This is a genomic window from Geodermatophilus sp. URMC 64, assembly GCF_053502555.1.
This window is the reverse complement of record NZ_CP199955.1, coordinates 2995598-3014514: the sequence shown is the minus strand read 5'-3', so window position 1 is coordinate 3014514 and position 18917 is coordinate 2995598. Positions and strand designations below refer to the sequence as shown.

The 18917-nt window shown below is 69.0% G+C and carries 15 protein-coding genes and 1 rRNA gene; 5 read left to right on the top strand and 11 right to left on the bottom strand.

Annotated features, from left to right (window positions below):
• Positions 1-114 precede the first annotated feature (114 nt).
• The 3 genes from rrf to ACWIYF_RS14690 all read left to right on the top strand — a co-directional run bounded on the left by rrf (position 115) and on the right by ACWIYF_RS14690 (position 3040).
• A 5S ribosomal RNA gene (gene rrf / locus ACWIYF_RS14700) occupies positions 115-231 on the top strand.
• A gap of 969 nt (positions 232-1200) precedes the next feature.
• Complete coding sequence (locus ACWIYF_RS14695; protein WP_448623569.1) at positions 1201-1992, top strand: hypothetical protein; 792 nt, start codon at positions 1201-1203, stop codon at positions 1990-1992.
• Positions 1993-2254: 262 nt separating this feature from the next.
• Positions 2255-3040 (top strand): hypothetical protein, encoded by a 786-nt coding sequence (locus tag ACWIYF_RS14690; protein WP_448623568.1) that lies wholly within the window; start codon positions 2255-2257, stop codon positions 3038-3040.
• Between the two features lie 220 nt (positions 3041-3260).
• Here the strand turns inward: ACWIYF_RS14690 and ACWIYF_RS14685 are convergent, their stop codons facing one another.
• From ACWIYF_RS14685 to ACWIYF_RS14670, 4 genes are all read right to left on the bottom strand, one after another.
• Positions 3261-4361, bottom strand: coding sequence for a TIR domain-containing protein (locus tag ACWIYF_RS14685; protein ID WP_448623567.1), 1101 nt, complete (start codon positions 4359-4361; stop codon positions 3261-3263).
• A 307-nt stretch (positions 4362-4668) separates the two neighbouring features.
• On the bottom strand, positions 4669-5661 hold the full coding sequence (locus tag ACWIYF_RS14680) for an HNH endonuclease (protein WP_448623566.1): 993 nt from the start codon (positions 5659-5661) through the stop codon (positions 4669-4671).
• Between the two features lie 570 nt (positions 5662-6231).
• Positions 6232-6747, bottom strand: a complete 516-nt coding sequence (locus tag ACWIYF_RS14675) for a hypothetical protein (protein WP_448623565.1) — start codon at positions 6745-6747, stop codon at positions 6232-6234.
• Between the two features lie 392 nt (positions 6748-7139).
• The gene (locus ACWIYF_RS14670; RefSeq protein ID WP_448623564.1) at positions 7140-8108 is read right to left on the bottom strand and encodes a hypothetical protein; all 969 of its coding nucleotides are present in this window, start codon (positions 8106-8108) and stop codon (positions 7140-7142) included.
• Positions 8109-8975: 867 nt separating this feature from the next.
• Between ACWIYF_RS14670 and ACWIYF_RS14665 the strand changes: the two genes are divergently transcribed.
• Entirely contained in the window at positions 8976-9212 is a 237-nt protein-coding gene (locus tag ACWIYF_RS14665) for a hypothetical protein (protein WP_448623563.1), read from the top strand.
• Positions 9213-9917: 705 nt separating this feature from the next.
• Here ACWIYF_RS14665 and ACWIYF_RS14660 read toward each other — a convergent pair.
• From ACWIYF_RS14660 to ACWIYF_RS14635, 6 genes are all read right to left on the bottom strand, one after another.
• A complete protein-coding gene (locus ACWIYF_RS14660; RefSeq protein ID WP_448623562.1) occupies positions 9918-10904 on the bottom strand; it encodes a hypothetical protein in 987 nt (328 codons plus the stop codon).
• Positions 10905-11172: 268 nt separating this feature from the next.
• Complete coding sequence (locus ACWIYF_RS14655) at positions 11173-11478, bottom strand: hypothetical protein (protein WP_448623561.1); 306 nt, start codon at positions 11476-11478, stop codon at positions 11173-11175.
• Between the two features lie 55 nt (positions 11479-11533).
• Positions 11534-11800 (bottom strand): hypothetical protein, encoded by a 267-nt coding sequence (locus ACWIYF_RS14650; protein WP_448623560.1) that lies wholly within the window; start codon positions 11798-11800, stop codon positions 11534-11536.
• Positions 11797-12111: a hypothetical protein gene (locus tag ACWIYF_RS14645; protein ID WP_448623559.1), complete on the bottom strand. Its 315-nt coding sequence runs from the start codon at positions 12109-12111 to the stop codon at positions 11797-11799. The genes ACWIYF_RS14650 and ACWIYF_RS14645 overlap by 4 nt, the downstream gene beginning before the upstream one ends.
• Before the next feature lie 186 nt (positions 12112-12297).
• Complete coding sequence (locus ACWIYF_RS14640) at positions 12298-14076, bottom strand: DNA primase family protein (RefSeq protein ID WP_448623558.1); 1779 nt, start codon at positions 14074-14076, stop codon at positions 12298-12300.
• 1495 nt (positions 14077-15571) lie between these two features.
• Positions 15572-17131, bottom strand: a complete 1560-nt coding sequence (locus ACWIYF_RS14635) for a recombinase family protein (RefSeq protein WP_448623557.1) — start codon at positions 17129-17131, stop codon at positions 15572-15574.
• An 85-nt stretch (positions 17132-17216) separates the two neighbouring features.
• Between ACWIYF_RS14635 and ACWIYF_RS14630 the strand changes: the two genes are divergently transcribed.
• Positions 17217-17525, top strand: coding sequence for a single-stranded DNA-binding protein (locus ACWIYF_RS14630; protein WP_448628756.1), 309 nt, complete (start codon positions 17217-17219; stop codon positions 17523-17525).
• 5 nt (positions 17526-17530) lie between these two features.
• On the opposite strand, the gene ACWIYF_RS14625 is transcribed toward ACWIYF_RS14630, so the two are convergent.
• Positions 17531-18838, bottom strand: coding sequence for a DUF1015 domain-containing protein (locus ACWIYF_RS14625; protein ID WP_448623556.1), 1308 nt, complete (start codon positions 18836-18838; stop codon positions 17531-17533).
• Positions 18839-18917 lie beyond the last annotated feature (79 nt).

Below are 18917 nucleotides of genomic sequence, written 5' to 3'. Positions count from 1 at the left end.
CTACTTGTTCTCCTGCCGGCAGCGGCAGGGAGATCTCGCGTCCACTGTGCGGTTCTGAACGCACAAACCAGCCCACCCCCACCCGGGGTGCCCGGTTTGACATGTTCACAGCGTTACGGCGGCCATGGCGAGAGGGAAACGCCCGGACCCATTCCGAACCCGGAAGCTAAGCCTCTCAGCGCCGATGGTACTGCCCCGGGGACGGGGTGGGAGAGTAGGACGCCGCCGGACAACCATTCGAAGAACGGGGGTCAGAGCCAGGTGCTCTGGCCCCCGTTCTCGTTTGTCCGGCCAGCAACGAGCGCGGCTCTCCGAGTACGCCTGACAGCGATGAGGTACCCAGACGTCATGACAGGTCCGCGAGGCGGAACCGGCGGGTCGCCGGGCAGGAGAGGTGGCCCTCGGGGCGGCAGTTCGTCCCAAGGCGGCTCCGGACGCCCGCCGTTCGGCTCGTCGCGTGGCGCGGGGACGTCGGGCAACCAGGGCGGTCGCTCCGGGCGGCCGCGCTCCGGCGACGACAGGCCGCAGCGGCCCACCGGTGGTTATCGCGGTCGCCCTGACGGGGACGTCGGCGAGGACCGTCGCCGCCTCGGTGCGCCGGGTGAGCGGCGGGGTCCGGCGGGCGGCGCGGCCCGCGGCGGCGAGCGTCCGCGGCGCAGCCAGTGGCAGGACCGCCGCGCCGCCACTGACCGGCCGGCCTGGCAGGACCGCCGTCCGGACGACGAACATGGACAGAGCCGCGGCCGGCGTGCTCGCGACGAGCGTCCGCAGCGCGGTGGGTACCGCGCCGACCGGCCGGCGCGCGAAGGGGACCGGCGTCCCGGGGACCGGCCGCAGTGGCAGGACCGCCGCTCCGGCGAGGACCGTCCCCGACGGGACGGCGCCCCCCGCGGCGACCGGCCGCAATGGCGGGACCGCCGGGACGGCGGCGCCCGCGGCGAGCGGGCCGGCTCCGGTGACCGGCCGAACTGGCGGGACCGCCGCCCGGGAGAGGAGCGCCCCCACCGGGAGGGACGACGCCCCTCGGGTACGGGGGCCGATCGAGGCAGCGCCGGCGCCGAGCGCAGGGACTGGCGCGATCGACGTCCGTCCGACGACCAGCGCTACGCACGGCCGGCGCGGGCCCGGGACGAGCGGCCCCCGCGGCCGACCGGGCCGGAGCTGCCCGACTGGGCCGACCCCCGTGAACTGGACTCGTCGGTGCGGGCGGCGCTGCGGGGGCTCGACCCCCGCAACGCCGACAAGGTGGCGCGGCACCTCGTCGCCGCCGGCACGCTGGTCGACGAGGACCCCGAGGCGGCCCTGTCCCACGCCCGTGCGGCGCGGGACCGCGCCTCACGGGTGGCCGCCGTGCGGGAGGCGGTGGGCGTGGCCGCCTACCACGCCGGTGACTACGCGGAGGCCGCGCGGGAGTTGCGGGCCTACCGCCGCATGAGCGGCGACCCCGGGTACCGGGCCGTGCTCGCCGACTGCGAGCGGGCGCTCGGGCGTCCGGAGGTGGCCCTGCGGCTGGTGGCGGAGGCGCTCGCGGCATCCGACCCCGGCGAGCTCGTGGAGCTGCGGCTGGTCGAGGCCGGTGCGCGGCGCGACCTCGGCGAGCCGGCCGCCGCCCGGCTGGTCCTCGAGGACGCGCTCGGCGGCCGGCGGGAACCGGAAGGCCTGAGGGCGGAGGACCCGGATCGGCTGCGGCTGGCCTCGGCCTACGCGGACCTGCTGCGGGCGGAGGGCGACGCGGACCGGGCCGCGGCCTGGTCCGAGGCCGTCGCGGCCGCCGACGTCACCGGCACGGGCGCGGGCCCCGACGTGGTCTTCTCCGAGGAACCGGTCGAGGTCCCGCCTGCCGACGCGCTGGAACACGCGCCGGACGCCGCGGAGGACGTCGGTGAGGACGACGACGAGCTCGACCTCAGCGACGACGTCGAGGCCGAGGTCGCCGAGCTGCTCGGCGAGGACCACCCTCTCGCGCGGCCGCCGGACGACGCCACGCACTGACCACTGACAGAACCGGACGTGACCGTCCACATGGGACGGTCACGTCCACAGAAGGTCCGGTGCGCTGGGTCCCTCACCAACCGGCCGACAGGCTCGTGCCATGAGCGTGGCTGTCATCGACCGGAACGACGTGCTGCTGCGGGGACGGTTGTCCGCGCCCGCGAGTATGTCACCAGAGACACCGCCCTCCGGCCCGGCCCGGCCAGGCCCAGGTAGAAGGTGGGCCCAGACTCTTGTCGGTTGTATCTGGGAGAGTCGAGCCATGTCGGTGCGCCATAAGACGACTAAGACGAACACCTGGCTCGCGTGGAGCGGAGAACTCAACGATCTACGACGTATCGGGAGGTTGTTCACGTCTGTTGTGGAGGATCGCGGGCCCGCTCTCTGGGCGAGCTACGAAGCCGAGAATCTGGATGTCGCGTCTTCCTCGATCGACGGCGGGTGGCGGAAAGAGGACTTCGACAAGCGGTGGCGCGCATCTGCCAAGCTTCAAGACGGCGACGATGAGATTGAGGGCCCTATCGATGAGGTGCTCGCGGAACTAGACCCGAGAACCATCGATAGGCTCGAATTCAGCGCAACGAGCGACCACACCGTCATTCCGGGCGATGCCATCGCGCTTGTGTTCAACCGAGGAAACTCGTACAGCCCTATAAGCCTCGTCGTGAGGTCGAGTGACCACGGTTGGGCGAGGCAGGTCCTGAGTTCACTCTCGGAGGAAGTGGAGAAGGGCGTACCAAGATGGGCTCGGTGGAGATCGATTGCCGGAAGGGCAGCGATCAGCTGGGCGACGTACGTAGCAGTCTACGTTCTGCTGCTCCTGATTCTGCCTACGGCCCTCGCTCCGCTTCCCCGGCAGATCATTGCTATTGGAGCAGGAATCGTGGTGGCATTCGCTGCAGCATCGTCCAGGTCGCTGGATTGGCTCCTTCCGCCCTTCGAAGTGAGATCACAGGGGACATCCACCGGTGGGCGGCGCATAACTGCGCTCGCCTTGCTGCTGGTGAGTGTCCCAGTCGGAGTACTGGTTAACGTCCTGACCGACTAGGGGAGATAGGGGCCGCAAGCACACGGGATGGCGGTCCCTTCGCGTGCAAGGGACGACGCCAACATCTGCACGATGCAGCCAGGCCACTACGGCGACCACGTCGCCGGGATCGGCGTGACGGTGGCTGAGGTGTGCGGCAGTAGGGGACCGCCTGTGCCCACCGGAGGCCCCGCTGCGACGGTGGGGGCCTCCCCTTCGTCGATCACTCCAGCATGAGTCGCTACGGGATCTTGGAGTAGTCCACTTCGATGCCCGCCGCCTGCAGTTCCCGGCAGAGGGTGTGCTTCCAGCCGCCAGCGGCATCGAGGCCGATGTAGACAAGGCCGTTGATGTCCGACGGCTGCTCCACGTCCTCAGCGATCAAGACGGAGACCCGCTGCCTCCCCAGTTTCCCGAAGAAGAAACCCAGCTCGAAGACGACGTTCTGGCGTCCTCGACTACGTGTCGGACTTCCAGCGAGACCTCCCTCGTCATCGCCGGTCAGCAATACGACGGCGTACGAAGCGGTCACGGCGTGATCTTCGAACTTCTCAAGGATCGTTCTTCCTTGGTTGGCCTGCTCATGAAGGACGATCACCTCGCGGCCCGTCGTCTGCTGCAAGACGCGGACGGCGTAGTGAAGGACGGCATGGTCCCGTCCATGGACGACGAAGATCGGCCCGGCCACAGACCTCCCAACTGCCGAGGAGCTGGTGCGGCCGCCCGATGTGAAGTTCTGTTGGTCCGGGGTCTTCTCGCCAGTTGAAGAGAAGTCGTTAACGGTCCGGCCGGACTCGACCACTCGCTCCCCCTTCGTTGTAATGCTGGGACGAGGAACGCCGCCGCCCATGACGGCCGTCCCCGCGAGCAAGCCCTCATCGCGGAGCCAGTTGCTCGCCGCCTTGATCTCTTCCTCGGTGAACTCCTGGCCGTAGTAGGTGCCGTACTTGCTGCGCGCGAAGTCACTGATGATGGGATGCGGGTTCCCGTGCAAAGCACAATCGTGGAGCCAGGTCAGAAGAGCATCGCGGGCGGCCATCCGTCGACTACGTAGGTCTCCTCGGGCAGCCGCGATGGTCTCGATGAGATCGATCCCCGCTGGCAAGACATTGCAGGACCACCCACCCCAACCGAGCGTCTTCTGGAGACGCAGGAGGCCGTCTTGTTCCAGGGCCTCAAGGTTCCCGGCGATGGACCTCGTGGCTTCCGGGTCTTCTTCGAGAAGGGGACCCAAGGGCACGATGGTGCCGGGTATTGTTCCGCCCTGCTCGGCGATCCAGTCGAGTAGCCGGAGCTTCGACTGCACCGAAGGTGACAGGTTGTAGCCACGCGCCAGGTCCACGACCCAACATTAGGGCTCGGTGCTGACGGTGGTCGCCACCTTGCAGCTCGTTGCCTTCGTCCAGGTGTTCAGCCGCTCCCCGCCAGGGCTCCTCCGCCGGTAGTCCATCGCGGGTGGCGGCGTGTGGGCGGCCGATGGCATCGGTGATGGTCCGGATGGGCCAACCACGTCGTCGGGCGGCTCGACGGATCTCCTCGGCTCGGACGGCCTCCGCGTTCCCGTCGGTGCGGCCGACCCACTGGTCTCGCTCGGCGAGGGCTTGGATCGCCTCTTCAACCTCGGGCATGCCTTGATCGTGCATCGCGGATCAGACCTGAGGGCGTGCGACGAGCCGGGACCGCAGCTCCTCAACGGTGAGCCAGGGGCGTCCTCGGTGGATCATCCGGTGGCAGTTGGAGCAGAGAAGCGCAAGGTCCGTCAGCTTGGTCCGCGTGCTACCGCTGACGTGTAGCGGTGTGCGGTGATGCACCTCGATGTAGTGGCGGCCTCGTTCGCCGTAGATGCGCTCGAAGTCAAACGCGCAGACCTCGCACTCCACCGTGCCTCCGGAGGCGAGGACGGCGGCGATCTTGTCTCGCCGGAGCTTCGGGTTCCGCTCGCGCACGAGCTGGACACGTTCGAGGATGCCGCCCTCGTCGGCGCTGGCGTCCAGGTCGATGTCGGGGACGGACGTGCTCGCCTCGGGCATGTCGATGGCGGCCCGGATCTCACGGGCTCGGGCGGACATCCCGTCGGGGTCAGCGAGAAACTCCTGGAGGACTTCCCGGTCGAGCCGGTTGCCCCTCGTCGGTGCCCCAGGGTTCTCTGGGTGCTGCGTGGCGATGTCGGCCGTCTTGCGGGCGACGCCGTTCGGGTTGCGGAACGTAGGACCGCGCAGCTCGACAGGGTGGCGGGAGTACCGCTGAAGTAGCTCGGACAGCTCGATGACTTCCGGATGAGTCGACGGGAGCCAGCGCCAGCCGTACCGCGCCACGAGGTCGCAGGCGAGGATGATCTCGTCCTCGGTCCAGTCTGGGTTGGGCTCCGTGACGACAAACCCAAGGCGGCGCAGGATGGCGGCCGCATGGGCATCTCCGCCGGAGAAGTCGCTCGACCGCAAGGGCTCGCCGTGGCGATGACCGTGAGCGACCGCTAGCAGAACCTTCGAGTCGTAGAAGCGGCCAGCGTGGCTCACGAAGTAGCTGCGGGCGGGACGGAAGCCGTAGGAGCGGTACTTCTCCAGGAACCCGTCGGATCCGAGTTCGTCGAACTCTCGGATAGCGGCGAGTACGTCCTCGCGGGTCGCGTCAGGTTGTGGCACGGAGGAGACCGTAAACGGTGGCTCGTCCAGCAGTGCGTCAGACGGATGGCCAGTCGTCGCCTGGGGTCCCATGGCGTGGCCTGGCCTTGATCGTGGCGACGTACTTGAACCATGTCCGGCCTCGGCCGTCGTCGACTCTATCGGCCCGGTGGCGACGAGCGTCGACCACTCGAGCAGGGTCTCGTAATGAGCGTCCATGAGCTTGTGACAGAGTTCCGCCCAGAGTCCCGCCGTCGCGCGCTCCTCGTTGGGATAGGGCGGTGCTGTTTGTCGCCTGGCCACTCCCCGGTCTCTCCAGGACCTGTAGCCGATCCTGAAAGGACGGTCGAGGGTGGCTCGCCACCTGAAGCCACCAGCACGTCTTGTGCTCGGGAAACACGTCGCTAGGGTCCCGGTGGCCCCTCTCCGGCTCCTCGATGGAGCAGGGCTTCGGCAGTCCCGGCGGAACGCGGGACAGGCCGTTCAAGCACGAAGGCCCCACCATGAGCGGAGCCAGCTCGACAGCCTCGACGGGCGGACTCGCGGACAGTGGTGGTCCCGGGTCCTCGCCCCGACGCCTGGTCTCGTTGCCTAATCAAAGCGCACGCGACTCGTTAACGCAAACCATTGCCAAAAAAGCAACAGTAAGAGCAGGGGTGAGACTGAGATGGCGACCGCGATGTGGAGATAATCGAAGGATGCCATGATCAATGGAGGTGCGAGTAGGACGCTTGCCACAACTATCCGTATCTTGTGGGTCTTCAGCATCCTCCCCCGGAATGCTCGAAGGTAGTCACTAATAATAATCCAGTCGTCGACGAAGAAGATGAGCGCCCAGGAAAGATAGAGGCCTAATGTTGTGGAAACCTCTAGGGAGTTGAAGGTCCAAAGAAGGGCTATAGTAAGCAGAAAGAACCCGGACCCTGCACATGTTGCGAGGTTGACGTCTAGGCGAGTCAATCGACGGGGTAAATCCTGAACTTCAGGAAATTCAGGCGTCCGCTTGTCGAGTGAATTGCGAAGGCGCGAGGCCAAGCCCTTTTCGGAGCGACGCGCGAATGCGACCTTGGGAATGGCCTGCTCCTCGATCACCACGATATGCAGCATTATCCACAGCGTTTTGCCTCCCAAGAGGAGGGAGGAGATGCGGAGGGGCAAGTCCCCCGATCCAAGTGCTGTCTGAAGTGCCGGGATGAGTTGGTCTACTTGGAGCGCCGTGTTTACGATCGGGAGCAGAGTGGCGCACACTGAAAGCCCGATAAGAGTTGCCAGAACGAGCCGGTAGAAGACGCTGAACCCTGCACCCAATCCTTGCGACTTTCGCAGGAGAAGAAGAAGATATGCCACAGCTGACGCGGCTACGCCGGCTACGATGGCGAATTGTAGTCCTAACTTAGGGTCTAGCATGCCCTTTACCACACCCTAGTCTCGGGTTGTGTGGTCGGAGGATTCTGCGACTGCTGCACGGCCGAGGTCCTCATCTCGTGAGGACTTCGGAGTCAACGGTCAACTACCCAGACGGGCCGCGGCGACTTTAGACGCTGCTGGGCTCTCTCGTATGCGCTTCGATAGTTTTCGATTGAAACCAGGTTATCGAGGGGCTGGGCCCCAATGAATTCGAGCCTTGTGAACCTGTGGTAGCCGCCATTCTCCTCGACTGGCTGATGCGCCCTGAGCAGGATCTGAAACTCCCTGGAACCTCCGAGGCTGCGCGATGCTTCTTCGAGCTGATCCAGGCCGCCCGATGTAATCAGCAATTCTGCGGCACGAGTCCCAATTCCATTGCTGCCGCTAAACAGCAGCATGTGTCGCCAGTTGTCTCGGCGATCCGGGTCGAAGTTCTCGTCGAGGAAGTTTGGGAGCCGAGTGATGTATAGATAGTTGTCGCTAGGCAAGGGGAGCGACTGCTCCTGGACGTCCACCGACTCTCTGCTAAGTCGAGGGATGTAGTAGTGGGTGGCTTTGCCGCTTTGCATGTCGAGCTCAACAACTGGCCATGCGGCCGTACGGCGTGGGCCCACACCTTCGTAGTTGTATGCGACGGGACCCGTGTCAGCAACTGCCGGATCATTGACATCGCCGAGTTCGCACCAGCGTAATGGGATGAGAGGCTTGACTGGTCTTCTAAGGGTGCGGTCATTGGGACCCTCGAACTCGAATGCGATCGTGGTTTCATCTGTTGACGTACACCCACCGAAAAGTGCGACGTTTCCCTCAAGTGAAACGGTGCCATGCTCGCGTGTGACATAGTCGACCGAATGGGGATAGCCTAGAGGAGATCCAAGGGCGCATGCGGCTGCCCAGTTATCGGGATGGAAATTGTGCAGGGTGTCCTTGAACTTCGGCCTGCCGGGAGAGTGCGTGAAAGGTGTCGCGGAGGACTGTGCCCCCACGAAGACTTCCCTGAATAGGTCTAGGGCTTGTCGATGTCTGAGTGACTGTTGATGTATCTCCCAGTAGTCCCTCATGGAGGTCAGGAAGAGCCGGGAGGCGAATGTTTGGGGGAGTCGGCTGGTCAAGTCTAAGGCTCTTCGCCACATGACTGAACCGGCGGATGGTGCTCGGTTGGTAACTTGAGTTTCCTGATCGCCGGACTCGCGCTCGTCTTGGCCTGAAGTATCCATGGGCTTCCTGCCTAGCTGCTGCCAAAGACCGCTTCGGATAGCTGGTCATGGTGCCACTGTTGGTCTTGGAGAGGGGCCTTGTCAGGCCGCACAGACGAGACGATGGGCTGGGCTGGGCGGCCTCGGGCTGGGCCTCGGTGTCGGCGGTCAGCATGCGGGCATCGCGGGTCAAGAGGTCTACTCGGAGGTGGAGGCGGTCCTGTCTGGACCGGCATCGATGGGGATCCGCCGGAAGCGGTCTCGGCTGGAGGAGCGGCTGGCGGCGGCACCTCGGCGGTGGGGCGTGACGGTCCCAGGGGCGGTGGTCAAGGGGTCGCCCGGCAGGAGCCAGCGGCGACGGCGGAGGCCGCTCACCGAGAGGCCCAGCTCCTCGCGGAGTTGCATGAGCGGGCGCATCACGGTCACCGGGGCGTTGGGCTGCTCGGCTCTCGTCATGAGGCGGGCGAAGAGGGCGACGGCGTGGTGCTCCTCGCCCCTCTCCCACTCGTTCGCCTGGGGCCGGCTCCAGGCGTCCTGCCACCAGTGGAGGTCGCGGTCGGTCGGTGAGTCCAAGGGGAAGTCGGGAACGACGGCGTCGGGATCACGCGGCGTGAGCCGGGTCCAGGCCGGATCGTCCTTCCGATCCCGTCGGAGGGCGTGCGGGTCGGGTGGTCGTGGCATGCCGATGTCCTTGGGAGTTGGGGTCGCGGCTCAGCTCTACGGTTGGGCGCCATGCCGGAGAAGTGGGAACACATGGCACTGATGACCGACAGCGAAGGTGGGAAGCGCACCTTCACGGAGGTGGCCGCCGACGGTGGGGTGACGGAGTCCGTGAACGGGGGGCTGAAAAGGTCCGTCCTTGCCTTGAACAAACTCGGTCAAGACGGCTGGCATCTGGTCAGCACGGACGAGGTCTCGGTGCCGGGCTACTGGTCGCGAACGATGTGGCTGCGGCGACGGGTCACCTGATCTTGAAGTCCCCGGTAGTGACACGGGGTGCGCTGCCCTCACCGCCGGGGTCGTGATCTTGGTTGGCAGGGGGTCTCCCCCGGGGTCCAGGGGGTCGCCAGGGGTCCGGGGGACACTGTGGGCGGGCGAGGAGAACCGCCCGGCCTCCTCACCCCAGGCCGCAGGCTCAGAGGCTCTGACATGGGCTGGAGCAAGTTCAAGGCAGCGAGCCGACCTCATCGCGTGGACGAGCGGACCGCATCGCGGGAGCGTGCTGCGTGCCCGGCCGGGCCGGTGTCGGCCTCGGTGGCCCCGGCATCGTTGGGGTCATCGGGCCGCCCGGCGGCCTCGGTGGCGTCGGCCTCGGTGGCGTCGGCCTCGGCGTCGTCGGTCCTCGCCGCTCGTCGCGGCCACCTGCTCCCAGCAAATGGGCTGGCGAGGCAGAGGCTCCAGCGCCGAGCAGGCACATGCAGGAACCGCACGGCCGAGGTTGGAGCGGCGAGGGCCACGCCGAGGGCTCGGGCCTCACTGTCTGCCACGGCCCATGGCCCCGCCGGGTGCCCCGGTGCTCCGGGGCCGGGGTGCCTCGGGGGGATGGGGCTGACCCACGGGGTGTGGATGCCGGGGGGTGTGGAACAGGCCGGGGGTGTAAACGGGGCGGGGTGTACTTGCCGAGGCCCGCTCCGCCGGGGGTGGGTAGCGGAGCGGGCCTCAATCAGGGTTGGGTTAGTTCAGGTCGGGCATGTCGCCCCACGCGGCGCGCTCTGTGCGCTCGGCGGCGGTGCGGTTGGCAGCGGCCCGGCGGGCGCGGGTCATGGCGCGCTCAAACTCCGGCGTGCCAGGGGCGAGTCGGCCGTGTTCGCGGGGAGCGGCGACGACCATGGGGTCATCCCGGATGACCGTGGGCGGGTTGAGTGCCTCGTCGGCCCGGACGATGCGCGGGCGGAGCCGGTCGCGGTTCTCCACGACGTAGCGGAAGTGGTCGAGGGAGTCGGTGGCCAGCACGTCGAACGGGACATCGGTGACCGGGCGACCCCGGAGGTCGGTCGGCTTGCTCTGGGCCTCCGCCGCGAAGGTGGGAGCCGAATCCGCCAGGCCGCCGAAGAGGGCGAAGGCGACCCGCGTGGAGTCCACACGAACCATCTGCGTCTCATCGGCCATGAGGAGCGACCGGAACGCCGACGCGATGTCGTGGTACTCGCCTGAGAGATTCCTCAGTGCCGACCATTGGCCAGTCAGCTTGGCCACAATCGCGCTCTCGGCGTCCCGGACACCGCTGAGAGCGGCGACCACCGACTCAGCACGGTCCAGGACGTCGGCAAGCTCTGCGGCGAGCCCCTCGTACAGGTCGTCTTCGCTCGCGTTGATGAAGCTGACGATGCCCCGATGGGCGTCGGCGGGGAGTGACTTGAAGAAGGCCACGGCCTGGCGGTGAGCGGCCTGGCTGGCCTGGGCGCGGGTCATGCGCTCCACGACGGCGGCGATGTCCACGTCCTCGCCGCTGCGGAGAGCCTCTCGGACTTCGGCGGCGGCGTCGTCGGCGGTGAAGGTGACCTTGTCCGCATCGGCGGCCATCCCGACGGCCCGGTTGTAGACGTCCAGAAGAGGCTCCAGGCCATCGGCGGGCAGGAGTGCAGTCAAGCGGGGGGATTGGGACACGGCGTAGGCGAGGCGGCCGTCGTTGTGCGGGTTGAAGCGGGGGAGGCGGGGCACGGGGGTTCTCCTTGATGGGCGAAATGATGTGGCCCCGGCGGTCGCCAGGGTCGGGGGGCCACCGATGCGGGCTCGTCGATGGCAGGTGGTGCGGGGTCGCCGACGCGGTCTCGTCGGCGGCGGGGTGTTGCAGGACAGGCGACGCGGTCACGTCACCTGGGATCGGGGTGCTCAACCGGCCGGGCCGTCCTCGGATGACCGTCACAAGGACGGCCCGGCGGGAGCGTCACCACGCGGCCCGGAGACAGGGGCCGTATGGGAGTCGGGGTCAGTCGCCGAGGACGCCGAGGGCGGTGTCCATCCGGACGCGGAGGTTCTCGACATCGAGCAGCAGTGACCCCAGCAGGTCTTCGATCCGAGCCAGGGCCTCGCCGAAGTTCTCGCAGGCCGAGCAGGTCGTCGCCGGAGCGGCCTCCGTGGCGGCCGGGGCCTCGTCGGCGGTGTCGACGGTCTCGGCGGCCTCGGACCGGCGGGGCTGGACGAAGACGATGGAGGTGTTGGCCTGCTCGCGGGGGATGGGCTGACCGGTGAAGACCGGGCCGATAAGCGGGCGGCTGAGGAGCGGGCGGGTCATGGTGTGAGTTCTCCCTGGGGTGGTTGGTCGGCGGAGCCTGGCTTCCGCAGGTGGGTCAGTCGTCGCTGGTAGGGGCGGCGGAGCTGCGACGAGCACCGCGCTCGGCCACGCGGCGGAGGTAGAACTGCCGCTCGTTGGCGAAGATGCCGGTGAAGCGGGGTGCGTCGCTCCAGCGGACTTGGAAAGCGCGCTCGGCCTGCTGGAGTCCGTCCGGGGTCCCGTCACATGCGGCCAGGGCCTCGCGGGCCGTCGCGGAGGCAGCGGAGCGGACCAGCGGCCACTCGGGGTCATCGCGGCGGACGCGGGCGCGGACGTCGATCACCGGGACGCCGCTCGTGCGGCACGGTGGGCGCGCTTGGCGTCCTCGTCGTCGCGGATGGCTGCGATACGGCCGGGCAAGATCCCGTCGGCGTCGACCAGCTCGTAGGAGCCTGGACAGGCGCAGTGAGTCCGGCGGTCGCCGAGGACAAGGTTGTCAAGGTCGTCGCCGGCTCCATGGAGTACGTCCCGGAGGCACCGTTCGCAGCGGGCGTCGATGAGGAAGGCGTGATCGCGGGTGGCAGGGCGTAGGTAGGTGATGGTGGCCCGGCCGATGGGGTGGCTGGCCTCGTTGATGGTGTGGTTGCTGGGCATGGTCTCGGCTCTCTGAGTAGGAAGGTGCGCAGGTCAGAGAGGCGGGGCGTCCCGGGATGGTGTAGATGGTGTGTTTGGTGTGCTTCTGCGGTTCCGCCCTATAGGAGGGCCTTCTAGGGACTCAATAAGGAGCAGGACACCAAACACACCAAGCGCACCATCCGGGGTCCGCCCCACCCCGCGTCGTCAGCTCGTGAGCACCAGTCCCCGCTCGGCCGCCTCTTCGCGCCGCTCCTGGTGCGCACGGCGAAGGCGGTCGGAGTCGGATAGGAGCCGGATGTTGCGGTAGATCGGCCGGTTGGAGCGCCGGTCCGGAGTAATGCCGGCCCGTTCACCGATGGCGGTGGTGAAGAGTCGCCGGTTGAACTTCCGGTCCTCGCCGACCTCGTCCGCCCAGTCTTCGTATGCCTTCCAGAGGTCGGTGAGGGTGACGACGTCGAGGCGTTCGCCGGTTACCTCGACTCGGTCGGCAAGGAACTCGCCCAGGCGGTCGGACTCTTCGCGGTAGGCGGCGGTGGCAGCCTTGAGGGAGTCGGGCTCCTGGAGACCGTCGGCGTGCCACTCGACGGCACCCCGCACGGCCCAGGCCAGAATGCCCTCCGCCTCCGCGAGGAGCTTCTCCCCGAGGCGGCCGTCGCGCTGGTTCGGCTCCACATAGCGCCGGAACGGGATGAGCTTGACCCGGCGCCAGAGCCCCTCGTCCTGGCCTTTGAAGTTGGGCTTGAAGTTCGTGGACAGCATGATCAGGAACGCCGGCTTGAACTCAAACCATTCTGCCCGCATGAATCGCGCCGAGACGGTGTCCTGGCCGGTGATGCGCTTGATTGTGGCCTCGGCCATGGGAGCGCCAATCTCGCCCTCGGAGGCGAGCACCAGACGTGCCCCCTTGAGGGCGGCGATGTCGTTTGGGATAGCCCCGGGTCGCTGCTGCTCGAACGTGGAGAACGGCGTCGCGGTGGTGTGTGCCGAGAAGATGGCCTTGAGCGTCTCCGTGAAGACGCCCTTGCCGTTGCCGCCCTTGCCGAAGAGGACGGCGAAGCACTGCTCCCGTGTGTGCCCGGTGATCCCGTAGCCGGTGAGGCGCCGCATGAAGTCAACGACCTCCCAGTCCGTCTCGCCGTCCTCGTTTACCAGGGCGTCGGCTAGGAAGCGATCCCAGGTGGGACAGGTGGCCTCGGGGCGGTACTCGACGTTGACGCGCCGAGTAAGGCGGTCGCTCTTCCGGGCAGGCCGGAGTCGGCCTGTCCGAAGGTCGATCACGCCGTTGCCGACGAGGAGCAGATCGGGGTCGGCGTCGAAGTCAGTCCACTCGACGGCGACGCCTGGGAGCGACTTGAGCGTGGTGAGGATGTCCGCGATGGACTTGGCTCGCCGCATCGCCCTCGCGGAGGTCATGAGGCGGTTAGCTCTGGCCTGGAGCACACGAGCGGCTTCCCCGTCGCCCTCGCCTCGTGCCTGCTTCCAGAGGTTGTCCGCTGCTTCCATGAGCTGGTCTCCGGCGGCGTGGACGAAGGGGACGACCTGCTCGGCGTAGGACGGTGTCCATGCTCCGTCCGCGTAGATGACCCAACCGCCACGGGGCGCTGAGTGGGAGAAGGCTAGGTCGCGGCCGGACGCACGGAGATGTTGCAGGACGAGCAGTCCCCGGGAGTAGTCGGTATCCGCATCGGCAGATAGCCAGTCAACGGAGGCAGTTGTCGGCGCTCCGGCGGCCTCCCACTCCTCCTCCGTTACCGGGGAGGCGGAGCGGCGGCACCCGAAGCAAGCGTGTGTGACAAAGCCGCCGTGGCTGCCGGTGCGGGAGTCGGTGCACGGGTCCCCGGAGTTGTGGCTGTTGGTGTCGTCACAGTGCAGCGGGACGACAAGCAGTTCGTGGGGCTTGCCTACTTCGGGGCATCCCGGCGCATGCTCGAAGTAGCCGGTAGGCGCCGTGAGATCGGGGCCGGAGAAGTCGGTGGCGGACATAGCTGTTCCTTCGGTGATGGGCTGGCGAGGCCCGTGGGGTGGGGAAAGAAGGCACGGGTGGAGGACCGTGTGGCCTGCGCACATAGGCGCGTGGACGTCCGGAGGACGGGTGGCAGGCTCAACGCCGACGGGACCGCGACAGTCGTCCGGGATTCCACTCCCGAAGACCTGTTGATGTCGCGGCCCCGCCGAGCGGAGCCACCACCTGCCCGAAGGGACACCCCCGTCCGGCCAAGGACGGGGCTGGGGGGACCGGGCTCGACACCGCGTGTAAACGCGGCGCGCTCGGTCAGAAGTTGGGTCGGCGGCCTCACCGGCGACCCCGGCCCCGGACGACGTCCAGGACCGGGGCCTCCGTGGGTTGGGACCTATCCATGACCCTCGGTCGCCCATGGCGAAAGACGACCGAAGCTGAGGCCTCCGTCGGGGCCGGGACCAGATGACGAGTCCGGCGGGGCAGGGCGACGTGGGCTCGCTCCAAGTCGGCGGCGACGGCCCCGTGTAAACGCCGGAGCCGGAGGCCGATGCGCTCAGGGGAGAGGTAGTCCGAGACTCGGGCAGCCCCCGGCGTCCGCCTGCGGAGGCCCCCCGGGCGGGTGCAGCGACCTACCCCGGTGCAGAGCCAGACGCCGGAGGGCCGGTCCAGCGACCCACGGGGAGGGAGCGCTCCTCCGCCCTCTCCCATGGCGACAAGAAAGGAGGAGGGCCGCCTGGCGATGACCATCACGCCGGAGGTTCTTCGGTCCAGGACGACCCCGACGGAGAGCCGAGCCAAGTCGGCGTCAGGCCCGTCGGGGCCGTCCTGGTTGGTCGGCCGAGGTCACTACCGCCCCCGGCCGGGGGGTCCGACCCTGGCCCTGGCTTCCCGTCTACGGAGAAGCCAGCAGCCGACAGGGGCCGGAGGTTGGTGAAGCTGTCAGGCTGCCTCGTCGAGGGCGGCGAGCTGACGGTGGCGCCTGGCGTCGGCCAGGAGTCGCCGGTCATAGTCCCGGCGGTGGCGCCTGGCGGCGGCAGCTCGGCAGGTGTGAGAGCACCGCGACGGCGGCCGTCCCGGAGTTCGCGGGACGGTGAACTCCTTGCGGCACTCGGAGCAGGTGCGGAAGTGGGCGTCGGAGATCATCCGGCGGCCTCCTTTCGAATCCGTGGTCAAAGGAGCGCCCCGGCGGCGGCCCCGCTACGGGCGGCCCCGGTAGTCCTCGGGGGAGTGGAACCTTCGCGGCGGAGCCTCGTCGGCCCGTTACCGGTCGGAGGCTCACTTGCGTCGATATCCGATAGGCCGAGACAGCCGTCTCGTTGCTTATGTGAGGGAAGTCTGCGAGCGGGCCTCGATCTGCTCAGAGAGATGCCGAGAGATTCCAAGATCTTTTCAGACGGCATACGGCGTGCGCCGAAGGATGACGGCGAGCCGGTCTCGCTGTTGCGCTCCCCGCCGCTCTCGGCCGCACCCCGCCCTCCACCGGAGGAGAGGGGGGCCTCGGGGCGAGCGGGCGGTCCGTCAGACGACGACGGTCCCCGGCCGGAAGTCGGCGGCGTCCTGGTGCTCCACCGCGAACGGCGGCTGAGCGATGAACACCAGCCGGTCCGGGTCGATGGCCCGACTCCGCTTGCCGCGCCGGACGCGGATCGCGGCGTAGTTGCTCGCCAGGAGCACACGCTGGTCCGGCAGTTCGGAGAGGCTCCAGGTCTCCCGGACCGTGCGGCCGGTCGGGACGGCCCGGACGACGGCCTCGCTCGGGACGGCGAGGGCGGCCGCCAGGTCGACATTGGCCTCCTGGAGGCGGGTCAGGTTCTCAGGCGACGGGTCGGCGGCGATGGCTTCCACGGCGGCGGCCTTCTTGGCCTCGGCCTTCTCGACGGCGGCGGCTCCGGTCACCTCGGCCCGACGGGTGTACGCCGGAGACTCCCCCCACGTCGCCAGGAACTTGTCGGAGACGTACTTGTCGAGCGTCCCTGCGGAGATGCTCACGGGACGCGGGCAGGTACCGGTCTCCTTGCCGGTCGAGCATCGGTAGACCCGGCTCTCCTCGGTGCGGCCCGGGACGCGGCCACGGTCCCCCCGGCCGCTCACCCGAAGCCGTCGGCCGCAAGTCCCGCAGAGCAGAAGGCCGGAGAGCAGCCGAGCCGGTGCCCGGCCGCCCGTAGGTGCCGTCGGCTTCGGGAGCAGGAGCCGACGGACGGCGGCGGACTCGTCGGGGGTGAGGATCGCGGGGATGGTGACCGGCTGGCCCTCCGCGTCCAAGATGGGCACGGCCTCCCCGGCAAGGAAGCGGACGACGCGGCCGGTGATGGGGTAGCCGGTGAGCGTCTGCCGGAGGGTGGTCGGCCACCAGTGCTTGGCCCGACGGGGAGGGTGACCGTCCGGCCCGTTGGCGAAGCGGACGACGGAGGAGAAGCTGGCCCCGGCGAGCAGCCGAGCGGTCGCCTCGCGGATGAGGTCCGCCTCCTCCTCGACGGCCTCCAGCACCTTGCCGGGGCCGTTGGGGTTGTCGACCATGCGGAAGCCGAAGGGAGCCGGACCGCCGGGCCAGCGTCCCGCCGACACGGCGCGTCGCCGAGCGGACCGGGAGCGGTCGCGCATCCGTTCCCGCTCGGCTCGGGCGACCTCGGCGGCGATGACGAAGCGGAAGCGGAAGGCCGTCTCGTCCCCGGAGGAGTCAAGACCCTTGGTGTCCAACAGCCGCACCGGCGGCCGGACGACCTTGCCGGTGTCGGAGTCCTTACCCTCCAGGGCATCGAAGATCGTGGCGGTCACGTTGACGCCCTCTCGGGTCATGCGGTCGACGTGCCAGGCGATGAGGGTGTCGGCCCGGAGCTGGCGGGCGTCATCCAGCCAGGCCGTGAACTCCGGCCGGTTGCGAACGGCTCCGGAGATCCCGTCGTCCACGTGGATGCGGCCGTCAACGCAGAGACCGTGCCTCTCAGCGAGAGCGAGACAGTCCTCGACCATGCCGTCCTTGGACAGGTTCTCGTCGGTGGCCTCGCGAGAGAGACGTACATAGATAGAGGCCGTGCGGGCCGGGGCGGCGGGCAGGGGTTTGTGGCGCAACGTGGGCACTCCTTGCAGGCTGGTGGGCGGCCTAGGTGTCAACTAGTTCTGCGAACAGCCAGGCCCTTGCTCACGGAGTGCTGTCTCTGGATGCATCTCCGCACCGGCTGAGGTGCGCACCCTCCCCAGCGGGGACGTCCTGCTGACCTTCCGGCTGGTGGTGCACCGGCCGGAACCGCGGTCGCGCGGCCAGTCGGTCGACGTGCTGTCCTGCATCACCTACGACCGCGCCCTGCAGCGGCGCGCGGCCCTGTGGCAACCCGGCGACGTCGTCGAGGTGGAAGGAGCGCTGCAGCGCCGCTTCTGGCGTACGGGCAGCGGCACCGCGTCGGTCTGCGAGGTCAACTGCCGCAAGGGGCGCAAGGTCCCGCGGTCGGCGGCCGCCGACGTCCGGACGGCGTGAGGCGCTCAGTCCGCGTGCGGGCGCAGCACCAGACCCGTGCGCGGCTTCGGGACGAACAGCGTCGACTTCCGGGGCATCCGCGCCCCCGCCCGCGCCACCGCCGCGACGTCGGCAGGGGAGGGCGCCAGCAGGAGGACGGCGGTGCCCGCCCGCTCGCGGGCCGACCGCAGCGCCTCGGTGACGTCGTGGGCGACCAGGACCGCCCCCTGGTCGTCGCGACGTCCCCAGAGGTGCTCGAACAAGCCGTGGTGGGCGAGCACCACGTCCAAGCGCCGCCAGGCGTCGGGCGCCTCGCGGGGCACGGTCGCCACGACGTCGGCGGCCGGGTCGCGCAGCCGCACCAGCCGGTGGCCGTCGCTGAGCAGGAAGCCGGAGGCGCCGGGCTCGGACAGCCGGCGCCGGGCGGCCGCCTCGGGCGACGGCTCGACCGGGAGCTCCTCGACCCGGAAGCCGGCCGCGGCGCGGCGAACGGCCTCGGCCAGCGGCAGCTCCGGCACGACGCGGTGGATGGGCTCCACCCGCAGTCCGCCCGGGCCCATGGGGGTGAGCAGCGCGAGGATCGCGTCGGCGCCGGGCCGGCCGGGCTCGTTGCGCGAGTACGCCTGCGCGGCGGCGAAGCGGTGGTGGCCGTCGGCGATGACCGCGCCGGCGTCGGTGAAGGCGGCGGCCAGCTCGTGGATCACCTCGGCGTCCGGCACGCGCCAGAGCCGGTGCAGCACCGCGTCGGCGTCCTCGAGCTCCAGGGTGGGTTCGCCGCGCTGCGCCATCCGGGTGAGCGCGGCGACGATCGGCTCGCGGTCGTGGGCCAGGATGATCGGCTCCAGGTCGGTGGCGGTGGCGGCCAGCAGCGCGCGCCGTCCCTCCACCGCCGCGGGGAAGGTGTCCTCGTGGGCGAGGACCGCCCGCGAGCCCGGCGGCGGCAGGGCCACCGCGCCCAGCCAGCCGATCGTGGCCGGGGCGCCGCCCGGCGGGCGCAGCTCGTAGAGCCAGAACGCCCGGCGGTCGTCGCGCTGCAGCACCCCGTCGTCCAGCCACTGTCGCAGCGTGCGGGCCGACAGCTCCGCGGAGCGGCGCGCCACGTCGCCGTCCTCCCCCGCGCCGGGTTCGACGCGGGGGAGGATGAGGCGCACGATGTTGTGCGGGTCGGCGTCGGCCAGGCGCTCCCGGCCGCTCGGCGTCACCAGGTCGTAGGCTGGCGAGCTCACCCGGGCCAGGTGCTCGGGGTCTCGCCGGCGGTAGGTGAGGGCCCGGAAGGGCCGGAAGTCCAGTCCCCTCGCCTGGGGCGACTGGGCGTCCGCCGACGAGGAGAGCACGACGGTGATCGTAGGAGCGTCCCGCTCCGGTTCGCCGCCGCGATCGGTCCCGGAGGGGTGCCGGCAGCGGTGCGCTCGG